We start from the raw sequence: 19,763 nt of genomic DNA, 5'->3' as shown, positions 1-19,763 counted from the left end.
CATTTTGTTTTAGATTGAGTTCAACCAGTATTAGGACACTGAAGATCCAATGAGAAGACCCGCGGAGATTGCACACCGCGGGTTTCTATTAGTTTGTTAAAATAACATCACAAATCTTTTGAAAAAAGTAGAGTCGCTTAAAAAGCGACTCTGCTCAAAATTCTAAGATACTATTTGTTTACCCCATGTCAGACGAACATTTCCATCTGGATCTGTTTCCTTCTCAATAAGGCTATTAAGGATATCAGTATCAATTCCGAACTCTTCAAATATTTCTGCCTGATCTTTAAAGTCTAAGGTTTTAATATATTCGTTGATTCGTTCCTTGCTCATTAATAAAGCAAGCAAATTTTGTTCAATAGTATGATCATAGGTGACCATATGGATCTCCTTATGTTCTTGACTATCAAATCGTATAAATCGGAAACTATACTGTTCAATCTTCGGTATGTTCCACTGCAAAGACTCAATTATGATTTTGTTACAGCTTGGGATATTTGCACTGGATTTCAAACTCTGTTGAGTCGAAATTAGAATACCGTTGTGGGTTGCCTCAAATTCATGAATAATGCGAATCCTTTGTTTGAACGACACCTCCCCTTTAATAAGGAATATAGGTCGATCTGGGAATCTTTGTCCCAACAGCTTGTGATACTCTGCTGCGGTCTCCAAGAATACCGTTCCAATCGCTACCTTTTCATCAAATTTCTCCACAAGTGACATGATATAGTTGTACTTATTGGGAAGATCAGAATTCTTATACTCATCCATTAAGTGAGGACAAGATGTTGACTTAATTAGCAACTGAATCTGTCTGATTAGCCTGAGCATTCCGTCCTTCCGATAACTGCCGGTACTAGAAAAGTAATGCATCATTTCCTGAAATTCAAAAAGTATTTTTTTATAAATGTTTTGTTCTTCCTCATTTTGCTCAATTCGATGGGGAATATGTTCATGAAATTTCTTACCTACAATCTCCTCGAGTTTTCTAGTGATGATTGTCTTTTTTATTAAGTTCACTAAACTATCCTTATTATAAATATCTTGATTTTGTTTTTTCACTCCAAACACCGTTACCTTTTCTGGACTGAAACATCTTTTGAACAATGCTACGCCTCCATAAGCAGGAAATGGTTGCTTATATAGAGGATTATCCTTCTCCTCGATTACACCTTCCTTATTCACCTCATAGATGGACTCACAATCACAAATCATATTGATTGAATTGTTATATATAAGTTCCAATTGGGGGTAGAGTTCATTAATGCTATTCCGTGTCGTTGTACCTGTAGTCAGTAGTTTGTACCGAACCCTACGAAAGCATGCCAACGTCGCTTTGGTACGAAGAGATCGAGGATTAGTTAACTCATCGGATTCATCCATCACTAATGCAATCTTTCGGCTTTGTTGGCGGACATATTTGTGGATCTGTCTCTTATATTTCTGTAGCTGGTTTAGCGAAATTAGAACAATTTGTCCCTGCCGAATCGCTTCTATGTCTTTCAATTTATGGATAACAATAAAATCCTCTCCATAATTTTTCAAGATTTCTTCCCAGGTTAAATGTATAGCGATTGCTGCACTTACTACAAATACATTTCTAACTGATTTCGTTTTTATAAGATGCTTATACCAACCAATTGCTGCAAGGGATTTTCCAGCGCCCATGCTCCAGGAAAGTATGGATAAGTCCTTTTGCATTACTAATCTAAGATCTTTTTTTTGCCTGTCAGTATATTGAATCGTCTTATTTTTAAACGAGTCAAATAATTTAAACCCTTCTAAAAAATCATTCACTTTCGGATCTGGAGGCATTTCATCAAATAACATACTCTGACGTATATATTTTCTTTTTTTCTGAAGCCACAACTTCCGGAATGTTTCGTCCTCAAAGGGATAGACATCATTTAGGATCATATCATTAAATGACGCATTTTTAATTTCTCCAGATTGTCTCAACTTAGTGCGCATTTTAGGACTATAAGCTTTCATCCGTAGGCCATAATTACTTTTCACTAATTTAATTTCATCCTTATATACAACATGTTGATCCTTTAAAATACGTCTCAGATAAGCTAATACTTTACCCTTTGTTAATCGTTTATTTTCCCATTCCACGACAGTCATTTCAACTGGTTTTTCTTGTGTAGAATAACGATTCACATAATCCGCGGCTCTACCATAACTTTTACATAAGTCTGGATGACGTTTTATATCAAACAATATCTTCTTCACCTTGAAAATAAAGTCGGATTCTTCTTTACCCTGATTCTTTTGTTCAAACATGATCTTATGTTTAATACTCTTCATACTTTCTAACAATGGGTAAATAAATTCGTTATGAATATATTGAGCTCCTTTTAAATCAAATGAAGGAACCTCAATTTTATGTTGGGTATACGCCGAGCATGGCAAATGTTCACTTCGTTTTTGAAAGATCATTACCTTCGTTTCAAAAACATCTACCCCATACATTTTGAATGCTTCTGCAGGTATGTCAAACTGACATACGAAAGAGAATCGTTGATTTATTTCCTTGATCATTCCTCCATCAGAAAAATCATCACTCAGAAAACTGTTCGGAACAATCAACGCTAAGAACCCTGCTGGATTTAATAGATCATACGATTTTAAGCAGTAAAAAAGCTGACTCAAATAGGTATCTCTTTTGTATTCCCACTTTAAATTGAACGGGGGATTACCAAAAATAGTTTGAAATCGGACCTTCGGATCGTAGTAACGAATATCCGAACATTGAATTTGAGCATCTGGATATAAGTGTTTCGCTACTTTATATGCCTTGATATCTAATTCATTTCCATAAGCATTCGTCTCGCTAGGAAAATGGTTAATGAATGCTCCCATGCCACAAGTTAAATCAGCTAATAATTCATGAGAACTTGGATTGATAATGGATACCAAAAACTCACACAACCAATCCGGGGAGAAAACTTGTCCTTGCTCGATATCCTTCTTAGCTTCTGAATAAGCGTGATAGCTACCATAATCGTTTCTTGAAAGACCATGTAGTCCGCCGTCTCCGGTATAGGCTTGGAAAATATCTGCTTGAGTGATCCCTTGGCTTTGCTTAGTTTCTATTAGATGTAAAATCTTTTCATTAATCTCCCTACGATTTTCCTGAGGAACGATAAATTGCGTAGATATATATTTCATAAATGCCTCCTATTTGTTAAGTAAATTAAAAAAACTGTAATAGGCAGAATGTAAATCCTGCAATATTACAGTTTATCTCCTCTAATGAGGATAATTACGTATACTTCAAATACTCTTTAGCAAATTCAAGAGCTAGTTCATGAGTCTTAAAACGTAGTTCTACTTTTCCGTTTTTGAAAAACTTCAATCCCTGAAATTTTTCCATGTAGGAGTAGTCTTTTACATCGAAACAATCAGTACGATAACCAGAATTACATTCCTCTTTAAGTGAATTGCGCATTGTCAATCGTCCGGAATCAAACAGTTCAACAGCCTTAAGCAGGTTTTCCGTGTTTTGATATCTTTTATTGGAGAATTTTCCACTTCCAAACCAGTCTTCAAAGTAAAGGTAATCTGCTATCGAGACCTTACAAGATTGTACTTTTACTTTAGAGCTATTATAAATAGTTGAACGAGATGCCATCTTTATTTCCTCTTGTGCTTTTTCTTTGAAATTCATCCCATCCATCTGAAGAAGGATCTCATCGACAACTTCCTTATATCTAACGGTTTGGATGAAGGGGCGAAATTTACTTGAATCAATCGAAACAAGATATGTCATTCTGAAATGATTAACTAATTTACAAATAAAAAGATCTAACTTTTCACTTAGTTTCTCTTCTAAATCCTTAATCAGAGTTTTGGTCGATAAAAAGTTGTTCGACAGTTCATGTTGCTGATAGAATTCTTTTGCATCCAGCAATAAGTTTACTGCTGCATCGAAGTTTAATTGCGAATCTGTGCAGAAATCGATGTCCTCATCCGAGATTAAGGAATTATTTTCAATCTTTACGTTCTCAAATTTCGATAACAGATTAAAACTGAACGGATTCCCGCTTTCACTAGTTGGATTCTCACTATACAGATACGTAGTAACATCATCTGGAACTGGGATCACACAACTATCAAACATCGTCAATTGACCTTCTACTTGAGTCATTAAAATCGCTCCTCTTTTGATTTTGGGTTGTAGGCACAAAAAAAGACACCTAACAAAAATATCAGAGAATAGGCACACGTATTGTGCGGAATTCAACTTGATCATCTTGTTAGATGTCTCTTTTTTAAAATGCTCCTTAGCGCTTGCTTGGAGTGATGGTTTAGGTTAATTAAGTATTCCTTATTATATCATAGAAATAGAGTGACGTGAAAGGATCTCTTCTACACTGTTTCATGTGTATACTCATAATTATCAGCCGATACTTCCAACGTAACATTAACTTCGCATGAGAATGTATGAACATCACTTACATCGACGAAATAGTTTGTATATTCGTGATCAAAATAAAAGACATCAATATAAGTCTGTATGACCCCAATACTATGAACATTGCCCCCGGTCACGGTATTGATGTTATCCATCAATATTCTTATCTTTTCGTTACTTGCTTCGGAAATATATGATTCGTCGATATTAAATACAGGCGATGTATCACCTTCACAAAATAGTTCATCCCACTCCTCAGTATCAACCTGCTTCTTCTCAAAGTATAATTTAGTTTCTGAATCACCAAGGTTATGAAGGAAATTGTTCAAATGATCATGTATAACTTTAGATATTTCAGCACTATATCCATCAAAGAGTCCTCGAAGGTTATCCATATCATCCTCGGAAAAGTGCGGTGTCATTAACTCATCGTTGGATAAAAGCGAAGGTGCTATTTCCTTAATGGCATTAACGATATCAATATTCCACCCCCCAAAGGTCTGTAAAGAAAAAAAGGCATCTTCTTTATCCAGACTGATCTGGCAATATAAGCATGAACCGTAATTGATTTTCTGTGCGCCATCAATTAGAATAACACCTGTCTCCATGAAGGTATCTTCTCCACATTTATGGCATGGCACATAATCAATGTTTATTTGTTTTGAATCAAAAACTTCCCGTATCTTAATTGGATCGGCAGCCAGTTCCGCAATTATTTGATCCGCTGACTCTTCCTTTGCATGATAGCGGCCTAACATTTTTATTCCCCAGATGTCTACTTGTTCTGTAATTTTGCCAATAGATAGATCCAAACTATTCTCTTTGCTGAACTGGCTAAAACCATCTACATAAACAGTATATATCCCATATAAGATTGGGAGGAACTTAGCTAGCATATGCTCAACTTCATAGTCATTAAAATCAATTTCAAAATGTGTTATGTTATTGCGGAGATTATTGATAGAAGTAAAGTACCATAATTCCCTCGGGCTGAACGTTTGGCTATGAATCGTTGTAAGCATATGAACGGCGTCCAAAAACTTGATCGTCCCCATTTTTGTTGTCGGTTTCCCTTCGTTTATGGCCTTGCAGTAGCTCGGAATATCTTCATAGATAAGAAGTGGGTTTTTCTCCTGTATCATATATTTAAATAGCGTCTCTATCGAATGATGAAGAGAAATGATGATATCTTTTATCTCATATTCATACTCATCAGCGCTAATATCACTAATCTGCTGCAATTTCTTAATCGCTTTCTTGAAAGAGTCTAAACCATTATCTCGCAATTTCATTATTTCACGACCTTATCTCAATTTAATATGGCATCGCTTAAACTCCACTAATACAAAGACGGCGTAGAGTGTTCTTATCGCCAATTCATTCTAAATTTCACTCATCAATTTACAGGTACCTTTTCAATATTATCATATCGTCAGGATCATCTATTCTTTGTTCCCAAAGTGAGATCCTTAATCCTTTATGTAGTAGGCATTTCCTTACAAAATACCAATCGGATTTCTTATACTCAGATTTCTTTTTACTTAATAATATTTTGCACGTTTGGGCATCAGCCTCAAGTGATATTAATTCACCCGATGTAAATTTATAATAGACTTCTTTTCCTTCGCGCATAGAGAAGTAGTCATATCCTCCACTACTAATTATCCATTGAAATCCCTTGAGTGACCTAATTCCTGTTTCCTCAATTTATAGGTAGGACTCACAACCTTTTTGCCTCTCTCAAGCAAGGGGTAGTTAAATACACTGATTCTCTCTACACCTGATTAGCGTTATTCATATGAATTCGACGTCATGGTCCAAATGCCTTCAGAAATCTTAAAAAACAAAACCCGCTCCTGATTACTTAGGAGCGGGTTTTGTTTTTGTTCATGTATCTTTTTAATTCGCTTGATTCTGTTGATCTTCTAACGTGGCTTGTGTCTTCTGCCAATCTGTTTTCATTCTTTTGAAGATTATTGGCATTAGTGTAATCCAATCATAAAGAGATGTCTTAAAACATTGAAAAAAATAGAGACGTTTATTGTACCAATTGAAATCGGTCTGAACCACTGCTGTACCAATGTAATCACCAATTACAGCAATCGCTTTATCTTGATGTCTGATATAAATATGCTTCGGATTAAGATTCGACAACGGCACTATAACCTTATATGACCTTGGTGTCGATTCACCAGCGTGCGATACCCAAAAAGAGTGAAAATTAGGTTCCCGACTGTTTGTTCCATCACTTAAATGAAACCAAACATACTTCTCGGTTTGTTCTTCTTCCCTAAATGAATAATTCGAGGAGGAGTTACCATTACCTAGTAGGTTTATCTCCCCTGATTTTCTATACTTCTCAATATCATTATCATTCAGATAATCCGTATAATGAATACCATTTAGAGTAGATAGTTTGGACCACTCTGTAAGAGTGATCGGACGCATGTAATACATTCCTCTCTTTTTATAAAGAAAAACGCCTATACCACGTACAAGAAACATTAGAAAAAATGGAACCAATAGTAACGTTAATAAATATAAAGTTACCGATTGTGTCTCGTTGCCTACAAAAACGGCTATTTTTACTGCGATAATAAAGAAATAAAAGAAAATTTCCAGAACAAGGACTAGCAGGATACTAAGAAAATAAAGCTCGAACCGTAATTTACCTAGTGGACCACTAATTTTCTTCTTCGTACCCCGTATATTATTATTCATATTCTTCACCTCATTGTTGTATTTCAGGGCCCCTACAAAGATCCTGTTTATTCGTAATGATGAACGCTTATTAATTCATCAATTGTGCAGCTGAAGGATAATGTCCCTGAAGTAGTATCTTAGCCTGCTGTCGTAGGGCGCGTGCCTCTACTTCATCTAATATTTTTAGATGCCCTATGAAACAATCAAAGGTCCTTTGCAACTCAACTTCTTCTTTCCGAAGTTCGTTTTGGTACCCTAAGAATATATTACAGTTCCCTGTCCATGAACAACTAATTTGTTTGAAGAATAAAGAGTGACTAAACTGATTCATTCCACCGGTATAACTTCTCTTTATGTCAGGAACAAGTTCCCTCAATCTCCTAGAAATTCTACTAGCATCTCCTATAGCCACCGTAGCCCGTCTTTTACCTGGACACGATTGGCATAGCATCCTCTGCTCAAATGGATCCCTCACAAGAACACCTCAATAGACTTCCCTTGTAACAACTCTACGTTATCAAAGATATTCCCTACTTTTATACAACCGTCATCTACCAAGGTATTAAGGGTGTTATAAGCATCCGGCATTTCAATCATGGTGCAGTATACACCCTTCATGAGATCAAATTTAATGACCCAATATACATATTTGTGATTCTGATTCTCCTTACAAAGGATATCCCCTGCAGATAGTTGATTTCCTTCTGAATCCGGTAGAGGAACTTCTGGTAAAATAACGTATCGATCACGACTTCTGGAGGTTTTAGGGTATAACCCTTCACCCTCTGTAACAATCTGGACGATACCGTTAGCTATTACGATCTTTAGATCATCAGTTTTAATCTTTTTTTCTACAGTATCATACACTTTAAACTTTCCAATTACATTTTCCATATCTTTAACCTCCATAATATTATTGCCAGTAATTTATAAATTACTGGCTCCAATCATGTTCATAAAAGGATCAAAATTTATCATTTACAAAGTATCTTCTCTCATTGGACCAGATCATCCACTCCATGTTTCTCAGTAACAAAACAACCTGTTATGAGCTTAAGTGGATGTATCAACTCTTTATTGATATCGTAAATAACTATTACGTTTTCATTTGAGATAATCGCTTCCATTGGGCATCCATTGATCTTAAACCTTCTTCCCTCTGCGATTTGAACACTATTCTGTTTACTCATTTTTTAGCCATTCCCCTTTCAAGGTGTGAGTTTAATAAAATCTACTTGTTAAAGTACTTCTCTTTCCTCCCAGTCTCATGATTAAAATGTTTGTCCACTATTTAGATCCTTTCTTCATAAAATTAGTTTTAGAACGCAAAAATGCACGCTCTTTTGAATAACCAATCCTTAAAAAGGGATTTTTCTGCATAATAACAGAATTGGTCAACTCAAAAGAGTGTGCATTTATCATTTAAATTAGCTCACAAAGCGCATGCTAGAGCCTAATTAATCAAATTAATTGTATTTTTTAATTTTAACATTATTCCACAAGAATGAACAGGATCCCCAAATACAGAATACTCATATCTTTAATATCTTATATCTGTTAAAAACGATAAAAAAAAGGAGCCCACTAGTTCTTAGTAGACTCCTTTTTTTAAAACCTTATACTTGTGATACCAAGTCCATAAACTCTTCTTCTAAGATTATTCTTACTCCTAATTCTTCTGCTTTTTTCTTTTTTCCTCCAGCTTTATCACCACACACGACCATATGAGTCTTTTGGGATACGCTACTACTCACCTTGGCACCAAGTGATTCTAATATAGCTTGTACCTCGTCACGATCCATAAATTCTAAAGTTCCAGTGACGACTACTGTCTTACCGTTAAAAGGACTATCCGTAAGTACTTCCTTTTTTTCTTCCATAACTGGGTTACATCCCGCTGCAACTAACATTCGTACAACCCCATGATAGATAGCGTCTTCAAAGTAAGATAGAATACTATCTGCAACCGTTTCGCCAATGTCCGGCAAAGATATAAGTTTAGCTTTTTCAGCTTGGCGTAAAGCTTGTAAAGTTCTGAATTCTTCAGCAAGTATTTTTGAGCTTCCTTTACCTACATTCGGTATACCAAGTGCATGGATAAAATTAGCAAGTGGTCTGGTTTTACACTTTTCTATATTATTAATTAAATTATTCGCCTTTTTACTACCAAAACCATCAAGGTTTATCAAATGCTCTTTCGTCAGATCAAAGAAATCACCTGGATGTCTAAGACCAACCTGTTCATGTAGTAGCTCCGCAGTACTTTGACTGAAACCTTCGATGTTCATACATTCCTTCGAAGCGAAATGAGTGAGCCAACCAATCATTTGAGGTTTGCAACTCCATCTATTTTCACAGAAGGAATGTGCTCCTATTCTAACAATAGCAGAACCGCACGAAGGACAATGAGTAGGCGCAATGATTTCTCCACCATCTTGTTCGTCCGTCAGTTTACCCATTATCTCAGGGATAACATCGTTTGAACGACGAATGATCACTTCTGAACCTAAAGCATAACGAAGGTTTTTACGGATAATGTCATCCATATTATTAAGAGTGCTATATTGTACAGTAGCGCCATTTAGTAATACAGATTTTACGTGTCCGATGGGAGTCAATTTACCAGACCGGCCTACATCCCATTTTACTGAAAGTAGTGTAGTCGATTCTTCCTCAGCTTCAAACTTATAAGCAATACTCCATTTCGGGAACTTCCCTGTATAGCCTAGAACATTGCGAGTTCGCATATCAGCAATCTTAATTACTGCACCGTCAATTAAGAAATCTAAATTAGGGCGTTCTTCTTGTATGTTAACTAACTCATCTAATACTTCCTCAATGGTTTCGTAGTAATTAATGTACTGATTTACATTAAACAAATTGTTTTTCAAGAACGTAACCATCTCAGAGTGATCTGAAAATTCAAGGTTAGGAGAATGCCCCACATTGTAAATAAATGCATTTAAACGTCTTTCTGCAGTAACACTTGGATCTAGGTTTCTAAGTGCGCCTGCAGCTCCATTACGTGCGTTCTTTATAGGTTCCTTTGCCGTTTGATTATATTTAGCTAGAGTAGATAGATTAATGATACCTTCTCCTTGAATCTCTAATAAGCCTTTATAAGGAATTTGAAGCGGTATCGACTTAATCGTCTTTACCTGTAAATATATTTCTTCACCTTTCTCCCCGTCGCCTCTACTCGCAGCTTGTACTAAATTACCGTTTTCGTAGGTGAGGTTCAAGGTTAAACCATCGAACTTTAGTTCTACAACGTAACTCAGTGCTGGAAGCGGGTTTGATGGATTTAATCTATTGTAATCTATAATAGCTTTAGTAACACGATTCTTCCAAGCATACAGTGCATCTTTTGTCTGTGCCTTATCCAAGCTCCACAAACGTGTAAGGTGTTCATGCTCAACAAATCCACCTAGAAGAGGCCCACCCACCCGTTGTGTCGGTGAGTACGGTCGTAGCAACTGGGTCTGTTTTTCTAACTCCACTAGTTTGTCATATTTCTGATCGTATTCACGATCCACTATCACTGGTTTGTCTTTCGTATAGTAATAATAGTTATACTCATTAATTTCCTCAATCAATTGATCAATTTCAATAATTAAGTTATTCATTTTAATTTCCTCCTATGAGTTAGTTGATAATTACGAACAAATAAACCCGAAGTGTCCTCCTTCTAATTGTTTTATGGGTTGTAGGGTGAATTACACTCCACCCTTTCCAATGACCAATTTAATGGGCTAATTCACCCTTTACTTATTAGTCACTCGAAAGGTGAGTGCAATGAAATCAGAAAAGGCCCAGAAAACTACCTGGGCCTTAAAACAAAACATCGATCTGTATCATTCTTATGCAACAGAAATCTGATTGAGTTGAAATTGAAATGATTTCACCTTATCAGCATTAAAATTAATCACATTCGTTCTCCATATTTCTAGATCTAATCCACCTAAATTTTTTCCTGATAAAGTTAACTCTCTAACTCTGTGAAGTAAAATATCCTTTTGAGACCTAGCAGATAATATATCATTAGTTGACATAAGAATAACCTCCGTATCCATATTAGATTTAAAATAATTAATATTTGATTTGTGTACAACGAAACGTATCTTTTACACTTTGCAGTTACTTCTTAGTTTAAAAGTTAAAAATACAAAAAAAGCCAGACGAGCCCGATTCCAAGTTGAAACAACAAGACGTTAGTCATGTGTTCTTTTATCCAATAAGGATCTTAGAATGCGGATAGTCGCCTGACCTTCCGATAGAAAAAGTTTAAATACATATGTTATGTGTTCATTATATATCAATTATTCAGGATATGGCAACTTTTATTAGAATCGTTAGAATCGAAATATATAATCTTGTTTATTATACTCTACCAATTTTAATTTCAAGTTCTTCCAGCTTTTCTCTCATCGCTTCCTTATTTACACGTAATAAGTAGGTATCCAAATCGATGTTGGACAATTCAGGAATATAAGATGCTGTCGTAGCGAGTTTTTGGCTTAAAAATGCACTTTCTTTTCCTTCTACCAGTTTTTTAACGAATTTAGTATAGCTAGGGTTCAAATCTGGGAGTTGATTATAAACAGCTTCAAGATTTCCATATTCCTTTATAAGCTTATATGCCGTTTGTTCTCCAACACCCTTAACTCCCTTGATGTTATCACCAGTATCTCCAATAAGTGCCTTGCAGTCTACCCACTGGGATGGTGTTACACCGTGTTTGTCTTCAATATATTGAGAAGTTATTTCCTTATCATCTCTTATTACTTGAAAAATATCTTCACTTAGTAATTGAAATAAATCACGATCAGAACTTAAGATAACAACATCTCCACGGTTCTCTTCTGAAAAGCGCTTTGCTAAATAACTTATTACATCATCTGCTTCCATCGTATCTACTTTAACGATTGGAATCTCCATTGAGTTGAATAATTCAAAACCCGTTTGATATTGTTCCTCTAAAGATTCTGGTTTTACTTTATCATCTCTATTTATTTTATATTCTGGATAGCATTGTTTTCTCCAAGTTTTATCTCGGTCTTCATCAAAAGCCATAACGACATGAGTTGGAGTGTATCTGGAGACTATTTTAATAAATCTTTCAAGCATTGGTTTGATCGCATTTGTGTATCGACCTGTAGCACTGCGTAGTAGCTCACTTTCTTGTTTGCCGTATGCAGTGGCGTAATAACAAGAACTTACTAGATTACTATAGTCTATTAGTAATAACCTATTATTGGATGACAATATTTTCTCGACGTTAATATTACTCAAACTTGGTGCAATTTTATTGGATTTCTCTACATAACTAGATCCAACATCATTAGCAGCTTCATCATATGGCAATGATGATTCTTCTATAATGCTTCCCTGATTCAGTGTTGTAGGAGTTATCCTTATTGGAGGTACAAAACTAGAAGGGTAAATGTATAATGAAAATACCATGTCCTCACACTGTAGTCCCTTTACATCTAATATTTTCTTCTCTTTTATTTGAGCTTCACTAATCATTGTACAAAAAGAAGAGATACTTTTAATTAGTGCCTCAGCATTTAGATCCTTAAAATCAAGTGAATATCTGGTAGCATCGAAATGTACAGAAGAATCTTTTCTACCATTCCCGGTACCCATTGTTATTCTCAACCAGTTATCTATATATGTTGCTGATATTACTCGCTCCATATCACTACGAATTTGTCTTGATAAACTCACAAAACTTGATATGGTACTTGAGATTGATCCACAAGGTGAAAAAGCCACTTTTAATTCATGGTTCATAACAACTTACCTCCATTTAGTGTCGAAGATTTAATAACGATGGATACAGTCTTTTCTCCAAATTGACGTAGCAACAAATCAACAACCTTTTTTTGATATTCATTCATTTCGAACACCTTCCCTTTCTGATTTTTTTATAAGTGAACGCAAAAAAATCGCGAAGTAATTAAAAAAACCAAGAAGAATCAGCACACTTTATGTGGCCATTGGTTACTTTAATTAAAACGCGATTTACATTTATAATTATAATAAATAATCAATAAAATTCTCGGATAAGTCTCATGACACCGAGTAAAAAATCAATAAAACAAGTTATAACCTGATAGTATCATATCAAATTTACTAAGTCCATACCTTCAAAAAATGCGGTTTACCTACCCAACCTGTATAATAAAAGTATAACTATAAAGAGGTGATTTCATATGCGTCATGTACTTAAACCGATAGGTTCTGTGATTAGAATTTTCATCCTATTTGCAATCGCTGCATACCCGCTAACCCTATTCATTCAATTTTTCTCTGAAAGTACACCATTTAGTAAATATAACAACACGATAGTATATATATTTTCTAACCATTGGGATTGGATTTCAATTTTCATCATTTCAACTTTACTATTGTATAAATCATCTAATAGCATTTGGGAAACAATCGATTACATAAGACGTAACCACTATAATTTTGAAAATAACCGATGGAGAAATACTCCCTATATCTCACCGCTTCATCTCTTTTTTTTATTTGCTCCACCGGGAGCTATCACAACAGATAAAAAACATAATGCTTATGATTCATTGTATAAACAAGTAACCTCTGATTTCAGAGATAGAATATATATAAATGCAAAGTACGATCAGTTAGAGATTGATCGAAGTCCTAAATTCTCGAAGATCATAGGTAAAGAAATAGTCAGTAGTATTATTGTTAACAGTTGCGTTATCGTTGGTTGTATCTATCTATTGTTCTATATGAATCCGATTTATCAAATCTTTGATGGTTGGAGTAAAGCTTTAATACCAGTTGTTATATATTTTGGTATACGCAATACATCGCTACTGTATGCAATATATTGTAGCAGGCCTAATATAATCAATGCCCAAATAAACCAGTATTTTGGAGAACCTCAACCTAAAATAACTTGGACGGATCTGTTTCCAAATACTCCACATGGAGAAGCTATTCTATATGCGTGGAAATCCAACTGTGAAAAAAGACAACGGCTGGCATACGAAGTGAATAATCAAGCGGTTCCTACAAAAATGGTCTATTCAAGTCATGGTTTGGCAGTACGCCCATTTCCTACTGATGAAATTCCCGAATGGAACGTTTCTGCAGAAATAATGTATCTCGATCAAGAACAAACTTGGTTAAATGTAGTTGAAGAGAAAAACAAAAAAATGGCAAATGAATCTGGTGGTAAAATCGTAATGTTCAAGAAGAAATTTTAATACTTGCTTGAAGAATCGTAGTTAAAGATGACTTAGAGTCTGATATGTGCTCTAATTGCTTTTACCTTAGTCCCTATGGAATTCATACTCATTTATCCTCTCTAAATACATTTTGGCCGTCCTATAATTAAATTAGGACGGCCCATGGTGTGTTTTATCCTTTTAGCAGTTCCATACTTTCTTTACTGGTTCCACAGTTTTTTATCACCGGACAGTAGGATAAAAAGTATCTAAAAATAAAATTTATACTATTAAAACTAGGTTGTGCTACACTCACCATTATTCACTTTATTAAGTTTTGAGGAAATTGATTCTAATATCAAGTGGATGTGGAGCCATTCAATTGATAAGTACCATTTCTTAATAAACATTGAATTAGTAAGATCTTCAATAAATATAGGTTAATTAAGAGCTCTTCTACAAATTAGTGACCATCAATTATTGCATAATTACGTCAATCGCAGTATAGTTTTGTTAAGGGCTAATTCCCTTTCCTTCAATTGGGTTGTAGGATGAAAAAATACGTAATACGGAAAAATGCTCTGTCTATTATAGACAGAGCATTTTTCGTTCTAACATAGTTTAAACCATACAGTCATTTACCAGATATCATCATATATAACCTTGCAATAGTAGCTAAGGCGAATACTAAACCAACCACTTTCCTCAAAATTCGCTTTACTTTAGTGAAGAGAAAAATAGCTACGATGACAGCTGCAATCTCAAAATAGTATTCCTTAATATATTCAATCATTGTCTTCCTCCTAGAATAATTTTAGTTGTCTGCCAGTATGTAAAACTGGTGGAGTAATTAAATTCAACTGAACGCCATCATAGGATTCTTCAAGCCTAGATAGCTGTTTTATGTTGTAAACCAATGCTTCATCTTCCGTCCACTCATGCCAACCATGATCTTTGTTCGCATGTACTTGTCCTGTTTCAGTTATGAGCTTTAAATAGCGTCTGCCTATAATTGGACCGGTCGAATCGCTTGAATGAATTGGGTGTCTATATAAGGCCCTGGAGCTGCACCCCAAGATATGAAATGGTTGATCTGGATAAAGAGAAAACACTTCATCCAGAATGCGGTTCCTCTCATTTTCATCAACGAATACAAGACCACCTATCGCTAATAGATCATGTCCCTCCTCTATCAATTTACCAAGTGCAGCTAACCCGCTTTGAGGGTGCCAAATCTCGATTGGCTGAAGACCTTGCAAACGTAAATAATTTGCATTTATCTTACTCTTTATCGGATCGCCCACTACATCAAGATTGAAGTAACCAAATATTACATCTTGGTGCTTTTTAATAAAATTAGCATAGTCCTTTACTGATATTGGTTTCACTTTCTCAAGTAAGACCATCACTTTATCTAGTTGTATGTTCCAACCAGCGCTTCCTTCGTCCATTGTACTTAGTAACCTTTGGGCCATCCTAAGTTTCTTTCTAGCTTTGAAATAACTAAACTCCCCACTATCCAACATAACGACACAATTATATTTTTTTACATTTCGTTTCCAGTTATCGTGTTTGTCTCCTCGTAAATACCAATAACTCAACAAAATATTATTACTTGGTGCTTCTGAGTATTCGTTAACCATATGCATCATGTAAGGATCTCGATCCAAACCGGCGAACCAAAATCTTAGAGCTTTCATTACTATACGATGATGACGATTAGCAACTTTCTGTAGCGTAGCAATTTTCTTGATTTCAACTAACGCTAATCTTATAAACCCCATTAAAAATGAATTATATCTATTGAATTTCTCAAGTTGTTGTCTTGTTACGCTTCTTTTATACAATACAAACGAAATAGCATCTCGAATTAATTTTCTTGGTACTTTATTTGCTCCTTTTTCAGTCGCTTTACTTTTTTTAGTTTTAAAATATATGAATTTAGCATCCACTTTCTCAATATAATTTTCAAAATTACTACAAGTAAATAGACAGGTTTGTTTTTTAAGTTTTCTAATAGCAGTTCTCTCATATTCAATTGCACGGATGTCAAAATAATTCATGAATATCCTCCTCATGTGATAAATTAATAAACCACAAAAAAATCAGAACGAGGTATATCCCGTTTTGGGAATTCTCCGTCAAACAAATAACGGAATTATACCTCGATATGAGTTATTGTGGTTGCTAAAAAGGCTCCAATACCGCGTGGGCGAAGAAATTAAAATATAATGATGATATATACCAATTAGATCGGGTCTAGCTAGCCCCTAGTATTTGTTTATTAAACATTTCGAATAAATCGGGAATATAAATTTTAATTCCTTTTTCTTCACATTGTTTTTCTACTTCTTTCACAATGATTTCTGCATTCTCATCTCGATTTTGTAAATACGCCACATCAGCTTCAATCAATTTTAATTGAAGTTCATCAGACAAGTCACTTCTTTGTAGACAATAGATTCTATCTTCTAAATTCAGTAATAAAGAATTCATTCCAACACCTCTTTTATTTATTTACATTTACAGACTCACTTTTTTCATTTATAAGCATATAAAATCTACGTTACTCCATTCATTAAAACGATTTTCATACTTTTGATTGTACTTGTGGGCAGGCACATACAACGTAAGTAGGTCTATTAGTTGATCTATTTCATGAGGCGCGTCATCTACACAAATTGTGGCATCGACATTCTGCGCTATATCCCTCTTATTTCGAGTGTAGAATGTTTGTTCTTCAGGAAAACCATGCTTAATTAACCATTTTTCCGTAATCGTTTTTGCCCATGGTTCTCGAGCGGTAACATAATATAAGATATTACCGGCTTTTACGAATTCAGTGAGCTTCTTTGCTGCGCCAGAATATGGATGGGCTTCAGAAAATATTTCAGGATTATTCAGAAAAAAATCATTTGGTAGTGGATAAGGATATATATCCTCATTGAACTCTCTTAATTTCAACTTGATATTTTCATTCGTTTTACATATAGTATTATCTATATCTATCATGGCCCTATGCATAAAATAGTTCTCCTTTAGTTGTATTTTCAAACAAAAAGCTCCCCTAGTTATCGGGAAGCCTAATATACATCAAAAATATATGATTGTTTTATAGTTTAGGTACTAAAATGGAAGATCATCATCGCTGATATCGATCGGTTTTCCATCACCGGTAAAGGAATCACCATTCATGGCATCTCGAGTTCCTCGCGGTGAATCATTTCTAGAGTTGCTACTATCATCTCTATTATTTTGTCCATCATTACTCGTCCCAGAACTATTTCGATTATTACTTTCTAAGAATCGAACGTTGTCTGCAATAATTTCAGTTACGTATACACGCTTACCTTCGTTGTTTTCATAATTTCTAACCTGTATTCTACCCTCAACTGCAGTTAAGCGACCTTTACGCAAATAGTTAGCGCAAGTCTCTGCTAATTGTCTCCAGGTTACAATTGGAATAAAATCCGCTTCTCTTTCTCCCCCCTGTGCCGTAAACTGGCGATCAACCGCAAGCGTAAATTGAGTTACAGCGACGCCACTTGGTGTATACCGCAATTCTGGATCTTTCGTTAATCTTCCGATTAAAATTACTCGATTTAACAATAGTTTCATCTCCCTTTATTCATTAATTCAATTAAAATTATGCGATCATTACTGATCGACGTTCCCCAGAACGAAGATCTATCTCAACCGGAGCATTACCAGCCATGAGAAGATCATCTAGCCCTTTTCCTAAACTTATGTCCCAACACCAAATTACCAATTCAATTCCATCTTCTTTTAATAATTGGCTTGAAAAATCTACAAGGTGTTTAAAAACATATTTATTCTTATCTTTTCCTTCTTCGTTCCCCATTAAAGCATCCATATCTACTGCTAATGCTAGTTTTTTAGTACCCCATCGTTTTAATAACGGGATTACTTCTCTATAGTTACCTATACCAGGTAAACCAATAAACAATTTATTCGTAAGGGAAGCAGAATAATATGCTTTGTGTTCTCCTTCTATCGCAACCACAAAGTCAGTGTGGGCAAAATCAGAAATTGAAAATTCTGGGTCCCAAGCAGATAATAGTTTGATGGGAGGAACAATACATACCGGTGCTCCTGAAGAAGCTCCACCTTTTTTCAACTTTGTAGGATTCGTCTCGCGCTCTATATTAGGTTCTGAAGAAAACCAAATATATTTGTTCTTCACCCACCCTGTATATACGCGCAAGCGAATTATATGGCCAAATTCACTCCTAATTGGAATGAAGTACTGCCCCATATTTGAAATTGTCCAATACCAATCGCGATCTTTATTAGGATCACCATTTTTACGTAACATCTTTGTAAATCCTGGTACCCTATCTAAGCGATAACCTTCTGATAATAAAGTATTAATTATCTCGTTTATTTCTGTATACTCTCTCGGAATCGATCGAAGTCCAATAGCTGTAATCTCATCATCAGAATATTGCCTTTTTGTGCGCCACTCATTGACGTGTTCCTGATACATTGGACAAAGAGATAATAACCGTCGGTAAACCTTATCACAAACATGGTCTAATTCAGGTTCAATCACTTTAATAGGAGCGCGTGGAATATATGTGGTCACATGTAAGTCTCTTTGTTTCGAACCATCCTTGTATACAATTGGAATCCCCATGATTTCAGCTACTCCAGTTACTGCTTCAAGAAAGTTCCTTTTAGGATCCCAACTACTCACGCCAAATGTAATCAGGCCATAATAAGTAATTGCATCATTTCCGTGGAAACCACATCCACCACCATCGAAACATTTGAATATTCCTTTATTCTGAGTAATGTAAGTATGGGCACGATCTTCTGGACCGTGGTTAGGATTTGGACAAAACATAAGCCAACTTGCTCCTCTTTTTATGGGGCTATGTCCCATTGCAAAAGCAAGATCAACTAAATCCACACTCTTTACCGCATTAATAGTTTCCACGGCAATTAATTTTGACATAAAGCTCCCTCCTATCTTTTTTTTTGGGTTGTAAGGCATAAAAAAAATGCAAGCCCTTTCCAATGACCAAAACAATCCTAAAAAGGGATTCTGTCTTATAAGAAGACATGTTTGGTCGCTCGAAAGTGAGTGCATTTACGTTAGAATGGCCCTTCTGCGCGTGCTAGGGCTTAAAATAAGAAAACAATGTAATATATCTGTATTGTAGCATACTTGATAGGTATGTAGAAACTATATTTTAATGATCTATTTAAATATAAGACCTATATAGATCTCAACCGCACCTTACAGGAAAGGGGCTGCAGATGTTATCAACATGATTTTACAGAAATCATATTAACTAACTCATATAATTACATAAGGATGGTTTAATAACTCATCTAATTACAGAGATAAGTTGATACATTATTCTTGAAAACATATGTAGTGCATCAAACATACAGATGTCCACTGGTAT

17 protein-coding genes are annotated in these 19,763 nt (G+C 35.2%); 1 reads left to right on the top strand and 16 read right to left on the bottom strand.

Translation table 11 applies throughout. From position 1 onward, the window contains the following. Positions 1–162 precede the first annotated feature (162 nt). From AC1TO9_RS14965 to AC1TO9_RS14920, 10 genes are all read right to left on the bottom strand, one after another. The gene (locus AC1TO9_RS14965; RefSeq protein WP_482059662.1) at positions 163–3,174 is read right to left on the bottom strand and encodes an SNF2-related protein; all 3,012 of its coding nucleotides are present in this window, start codon (positions 3,172–3,174) and stop codon (positions 163–165) included. Between the two features lie 94 nt (positions 3,175–3,268). Continuing rightward, entirely contained in the window at positions 3,269–4,153 is an 885-nt protein-coding gene (locus tag AC1TO9_RS14960) for a hypothetical protein (protein ID WP_482059661.1), read from the bottom strand. A gap of 221 nt (positions 4,154–4,374) precedes the next feature. Then, positions 4,375–5,712 (bottom strand): hypothetical protein, encoded by a 1,338-nt coding sequence (locus AC1TO9_RS14955; protein WP_482059660.1) that lies wholly within the window; start codon positions 5,710–5,712, stop codon positions 4,375–4,377. Positions 5,713–6,319: 607 nt separating this feature from the next. Then, a complete protein-coding gene (locus AC1TO9_RS14950) occupies positions 6,320–7,141 on the bottom strand; it encodes a hypothetical protein (protein ID WP_482059659.1) in 822 nt (273 codons plus the stop codon). A gap of 70 nt (positions 7,142–7,211) precedes the next feature. Further along, positions 7,212–7,574 carry a hypothetical protein gene (locus AC1TO9_RS14945; RefSeq protein ID WP_482059658.1) on the bottom strand — a complete coding sequence of 121 codons (363 nt, stop codon included), beginning with the start codon at positions 7,572–7,574 and terminating at the stop codon, positions 7,212–7,214. Between the two features lie 20 nt (positions 7,575–7,594). Next, positions 7,595–8,017 carry a YopX family protein gene (locus tag AC1TO9_RS14940; RefSeq protein WP_482059657.1) on the bottom strand — a complete coding sequence of 141 codons (423 nt, stop codon included), beginning with the start codon at positions 8,015–8,017 and terminating at the stop codon, positions 7,595–7,597. Positions 8,018–8,118: 101 nt separating this feature from the next. Beyond that, positions 8,119–8,313, bottom strand: a complete 195-nt coding sequence (locus AC1TO9_RS14935) for a hypothetical protein (protein ID WP_482059656.1) — start codon at positions 8,311–8,313, stop codon at positions 8,119–8,121. A 426-nt stretch (positions 8,314–8,739) separates the two neighbouring features. Beyond that, a complete protein-coding gene (ligA, locus tag AC1TO9_RS14930) occupies positions 8,740–10,749 on the bottom strand; it encodes an NAD-dependent DNA ligase LigA (RefSeq protein ID WP_482059655.1) in 2,010 nt (669 codons plus the stop codon). A gap of 234 nt (positions 10,750–10,983) precedes the next feature. After that, a complete protein-coding gene (locus tag AC1TO9_RS14925) occupies positions 10,984–11,175 on the bottom strand; it encodes a hypothetical protein (RefSeq protein WP_482059654.1) in 192 nt (63 codons plus the stop codon). Positions 11,176–11,503: 328 nt separating this feature from the next. Continuing rightward, on the bottom strand, positions 11,504–12,919 hold the full coding sequence (locus AC1TO9_RS14920; protein ID WP_482059653.1) for a 5'-3' exonuclease: 1,416 nt from the start codon (positions 12,917–12,919) through the stop codon (positions 11,504–11,506). A gap of 422 nt (positions 12,920–13,341) precedes the next feature. On the opposite strand from AC1TO9_RS14920, the gene AC1TO9_RS14915 reads away from it, so the two are divergent. Next, a complete protein-coding gene (locus AC1TO9_RS14915) occupies positions 13,342–14,367 on the top strand; it encodes a hypothetical protein (protein ID WP_482059652.1) in 1,026 nt (341 codons plus the stop codon). Positions 14,368–14,962: 595 nt separating this feature from the next. Here the strand turns inward: AC1TO9_RS14915 and AC1TO9_RS14910 are convergent. The 6 genes from AC1TO9_RS14910 to AC1TO9_RS14885 all read right to left on the bottom strand — a co-directional run bounded on the left by AC1TO9_RS14910 (position 14,963) and on the right by AC1TO9_RS14885 (position 19,306). Then, the gene (locus tag AC1TO9_RS14910; RefSeq protein WP_482059651.1) at positions 14,963–15,121 is read right to left on the bottom strand and encodes a hypothetical protein; all 159 of its coding nucleotides are present in this window, start codon (positions 15,119–15,121) and stop codon (positions 14,963–14,965) included. Between the two features lie 10 nt (positions 15,122–15,131). Continuing rightward, positions 15,132–16,391, bottom strand: a complete 1,260-nt coding sequence (locus tag AC1TO9_RS14905; protein WP_482059650.1) for a hypothetical protein — start codon at positions 16,389–16,391, stop codon at positions 15,132–15,134. A gap of 196 nt (positions 16,392–16,587) precedes the next feature. Then, positions 16,588–16,824 (bottom strand): hypothetical protein, encoded by a 237-nt coding sequence (locus AC1TO9_RS14900; protein WP_482059649.1) that lies wholly within the window; start codon positions 16,822–16,824, stop codon positions 16,588–16,590. Between the two features lie 48 nt (positions 16,825–16,872). Further along, positions 16,873–17,382: a 5' nucleotidase, NT5C type gene (locus AC1TO9_RS14895; RefSeq protein WP_482059648.1), complete on the bottom strand. Its 510-nt coding sequence runs from the start codon at positions 17,380–17,382 to the stop codon at positions 16,873–16,875. Between the two features lie 72 nt (positions 17,383–17,454). Beyond that, on the bottom strand, positions 17,455–17,937 hold the full coding sequence (gene ssb / locus AC1TO9_RS14890; RefSeq protein ID WP_482059647.1) for a single-stranded DNA-binding protein: 483 nt from the start codon (positions 17,935–17,937) through the stop codon (positions 17,455–17,457). A 37-nt stretch (positions 17,938–17,974) separates the two neighbouring features. Next, complete coding sequence (locus AC1TO9_RS14885; protein ID WP_482059646.1) at positions 17,975–19,306, bottom strand: DUF3854 domain-containing protein; 1,332 nt, start codon at positions 19,304–19,306, stop codon at positions 17,975–17,977. Positions 19,307–19,763 lie beyond the last annotated feature (457 nt).

It is taken from the genome of Paenibacillus sp. Y916 (genome assembly GCF_056786435.1).
Note: the sequence above shows the minus strand (reverse complement) of the source record. Positions and strands in the feature narration are given on the sequence as shown.